Annotated in this window: 4 protein-coding genes and 1 pseudogene; 2 read left to right on the top strand and 3 right to left on the bottom strand. The window is 67.6% G+C overall.

The features are described from left to right. The 3 genes and pseudogenes from AC5RUJ_RS13485 to galU form a co-directional block, all read right to left on the bottom strand. Positions 1-332: pseudogene (locus AC5RUJ_RS13485) on the bottom strand (hypothetical protein); the annotation flags it as partial. 149 nt (positions 333-481) lie between these two features. Further along, positions 482-1,117, bottom strand: coding sequence for a GNAT family N-acetyltransferase (locus AC5RUJ_RS13480; protein WP_494128347.1), 636 nt, complete (start codon positions 1,115-1,117; stop codon positions 482-484). 28 nt (positions 1,118-1,145) lie between these two features. Next, positions 1,146-2,048, bottom strand: coding sequence for a UTP--glucose-1-phosphate uridylyltransferase GalU (gene galU, locus AC5RUJ_RS13475; protein WP_494128348.1), 903 nt, complete (start codon positions 2,046-2,048; stop codon positions 1,146-1,148). A 67-nt stretch (positions 2,049-2,115) separates the two neighbouring features. Between galU and AC5RUJ_RS13470 the strand changes: the two genes are divergently transcribed. Further along, complete coding sequence (locus AC5RUJ_RS13470) at positions 2,116-2,739, top strand: 5-formyltetrahydrofolate cyclo-ligase (protein WP_494128349.1); 624 nt, start codon at positions 2,116-2,118, stop codon at positions 2,737-2,739. Between the two features lie 82 nt (positions 2,740-2,821). Continuing rightward, positions 2,822-3,123 (top strand): FmdB family zinc ribbon protein (locus AC5RUJ_RS13465; RefSeq protein WP_494155999.1); only part of this gene is annotated, 302 nt, incomplete at its 3' end.

The raw sequence follows: 3,123 nt of genomic DNA, 5'->3' as shown, positions 1-3,123 counted from the left end.
AGCGCCAGGGCGCCGCCGACGACGAACACCAACAGGGCGGAGGCCCCGGCAAGTGCCAGCGCGGTCCGGCCGTAGCGGATGCGGAACTCGGGCTGCCGGGCGGGCGGGGGCACGGGCGACGCTGTCGAGGGTGCCGGCTGGGCGTTGTATTCCATGATGATCCCCTGGTTGCCGCCCGAGGCGGTTGCGGGTACTGAAACTAGTGGTGCTGCGTGTCCCGGCGCCGGTTCAGCCAGCGCGGGACGGAATGCTCCGCGGAGCACGTACGGTCCTACCCAGACAAACCACAGCCCGACGATGACCGCCAAGATCACAGAGCTCTGAATGTCCACTCTCAAAACCGTAGAAGCTCAAGCATGCCGTACGCGGCATTCATCACGGTGTGTCGGATAACGATTCCGTGCGGCGCTGCCTTATGGTGTCGGGCCGACTTTGGTGCGGGCCCTGCTGCGGCGTCGGGGCGGCTTAGGTGCCGGCCCGGCTAAGGTGTCCATCCGACGTCGCCGTGCTCCAGCCAGCGGTCCAGCAGGCCGCCGGGAACCTCCTCGGCAGTGAGCGCGAAGCTGCGGTGGTCTGCCCAGGCCCCGTTGATATGCAGGTACCGCGGACGCAGTCCTTCGTCTCGAAAGCCGAGCTTCTCCACGACGCGCAGGCTGGCGCGGTTCTCCGGCCTGATGTTGATCTCCATCCGGTGGAGCCCGAGCGTTTGGAAGCAATGGTCGGTCGCCATGGCCACCGCCGTGGGCGCTATCCCGCGGCCGGCACGCGCCTCATCCACCCAGTACCCCAAAGTGGCCGACATTGCAGAGCCCCAGACGATGCTGGAGACAGTAAGCTGCCCGACCAGCGCCGGCCGGGGCCTCCCCTCCTGCAGTTCGGTGATGATCCAGGGCAGGGCCGTGGCAAGTCGTGCCTGGTGCTTGAGCGAGCGGACCATCTCCGAGAACGAGGGCAGATACCCGTCCGGGGCCGGGTTCGTGGCCTCCCACGGTTCCAGCCAGCGCGCGTTGCGGCGCCGCACGGCCGTCCACTCGCTCCGGTCCCGGTACCGGATCGGGCGCAGCGACAAGTTCCCGCATGCCAGCGTCGCTGGCCAGATTGCCGGTCCGTACCCCATGTGAAGTTCTTAGCGGTCGTGGCGGGGCTCAGTCGCCCGAGCCGTCAATGAAACTCTTCAGCCAGGTCCGCAGTTCCGTCCCGATGTCTTCACGTTCGGAGGCGATGGTCACGACGGCCTTGAGATAGCTGAGCTTGTCGCCGGTGTCGTACCGGCGCCCGGAAAAGACCACGCCGTAGACGCCGCCGCCTTCGCCTTCGCGGCCGGCCAGGGCTTCGAGCGCGTCGGTCAACTGGATTTCGCCGCCGCGGCCGGGCTTGGTGTCCTCCAGCACGTCGAAGACGGACGGGTGCAGGACGTAGCGGCCGATGACCGCCAGATTGGACGGGGCCTCGTCCGGCGATGGCTTCTCCACCAGTTCGTTGATCCGCACGTAGCCGCCGTCGCCCATCGCGGTAACGTCCGCGCAGCCGTAGGCGCTGATCTGGGCGGGGTCCACTTCCATCAGGGCGACCACGGAGCCGCCGGTCTGCTGCTGGACCGCGATCATCTGGGTCAGCAGGTCGTCGTGTTCGTCGATAAGGTCGTCGCCGAGCAGCACGGCGAACGGTTCGTCGCCCACGTGCTGGCGGGCCCGCAGGACTGCGTGGCCGAGGCCCAGCGGATCCCCCTGGCGCAGGTAGTGGATGTCCGCCAGTTCCGAGGCTGCCTGTACGGCGGCGAGCTTCTCCAGATCGCCTTTCTCCTCCAGGATCTGCTCGAGGTTGGGCACGCGGTCGAAGTGGTCTTCCAGCGGGCGCTTGTTGCGGCCGGTGATGACCAGGACGTCGCTCAAGTCAGCGCGCACGGCTTCCTCGACCACGTACTGGATGGCCGGCTTGTCCACCACGGGGAGCATTTCCTTGGGCATGGCCTTGGTGGCGGGCAGGAAACGGGTTCCCAAACCAGCGGCCGGGATGACAGCTTTGCGTACCGTGCGATGAGACGTCATGGGTTCAGACTACCGAACGAAGGTGCGAAGCAAGCCGATCCGGGGGGAAGCAACTACGATGTCGGCCATGGAGATGCAAACCGGCATGGACAAGGAAACCGCCCGCGCATTCTTCCGGGCACGCCGCCGGGCCCGCCCCGAGGAAGAGCAGATCAAGGCCGGGACCGCCCTGGCGCACCAGGTGCTGGACGGTCTTCGGCGGCTGAACGTCCCGGCCGGAACCATCGTGCCGGCCTACCTGTCCGTCGGTTCCGAACCGTCCACGCGCATGCTGCTGCCGGCCCTTGAGGAGGCCGGCTACCAGGTGGTGGTCCCGATCTGCGAACCGGACTACCGGCTCAGGTGGGCACGCTGGTTCAGCGGTGTGGAGCTGGTCCGCAGTCCCCGGGCCTGGATCGACGAGCCGGTCGGAGAACGTTTTGGAGCGGAAATCATGGCCGGCCTGCCGCTGGTGCTCGTGCCCGGGCTGGCCGTCGACTCCGAGGGCAACCGGATGGGCCAGGGCGGCGGTTATTACGACCGGTTCCTGGCGTCGCTTGGCGACGGCAAAGACCGCCCGAGGTTTGTCGGGGTTTTCTACGCCGACGAGGTGGTGGCCGCGGGAGCCTTCGAGTCCACGGCGCTCGACGCTCCGCTGGACGGCGCCGTGTCGCCCGACGGCTGGACGTGGTTCCCCCGCCGGACGGTGTAGAATTGGCACTCTGAGCGGGTGAGTGCCAACGCCTGGCCGGGCGCTTCCTGCTCCTGCCAAGTTTTTTTCAGGAGGAATTACTGTGCCCACGTACGCCTACGCCTGCAAAGACTGCGCCCATGCCTTCGACATCCAGCAGTCCTTCAGCGATGAATCGCTGACGGTCTGCCCCGAGTGCGGCGGCAACCTGCGCAAGAAGTTCAACAGCGTCGGGGTCGTCTTCAAGGGCTCGGGCTTCTACCGCACCGATTCGCGCGACTCTTCCTCGGCAGGCTCCGTTCCCGCCGCCGCCTCGGGATCCGCCGGCACCGGGTCAACCGCCTCTTCCGAGGCGGCGAAGCCCGCCGCGGCCGAAGCCTCCAAGCCTGCCGCCGCCCCGGCTCC

The sequence above is a fragment of the Arthrobacter sp. Y3223164 genome (genome assembly GCF_059091005.1).
The sequence above is the reverse complement of the archived record's forward strand: the minus strand, read 5'-3'. Positions and strand labels throughout refer to the sequence as shown.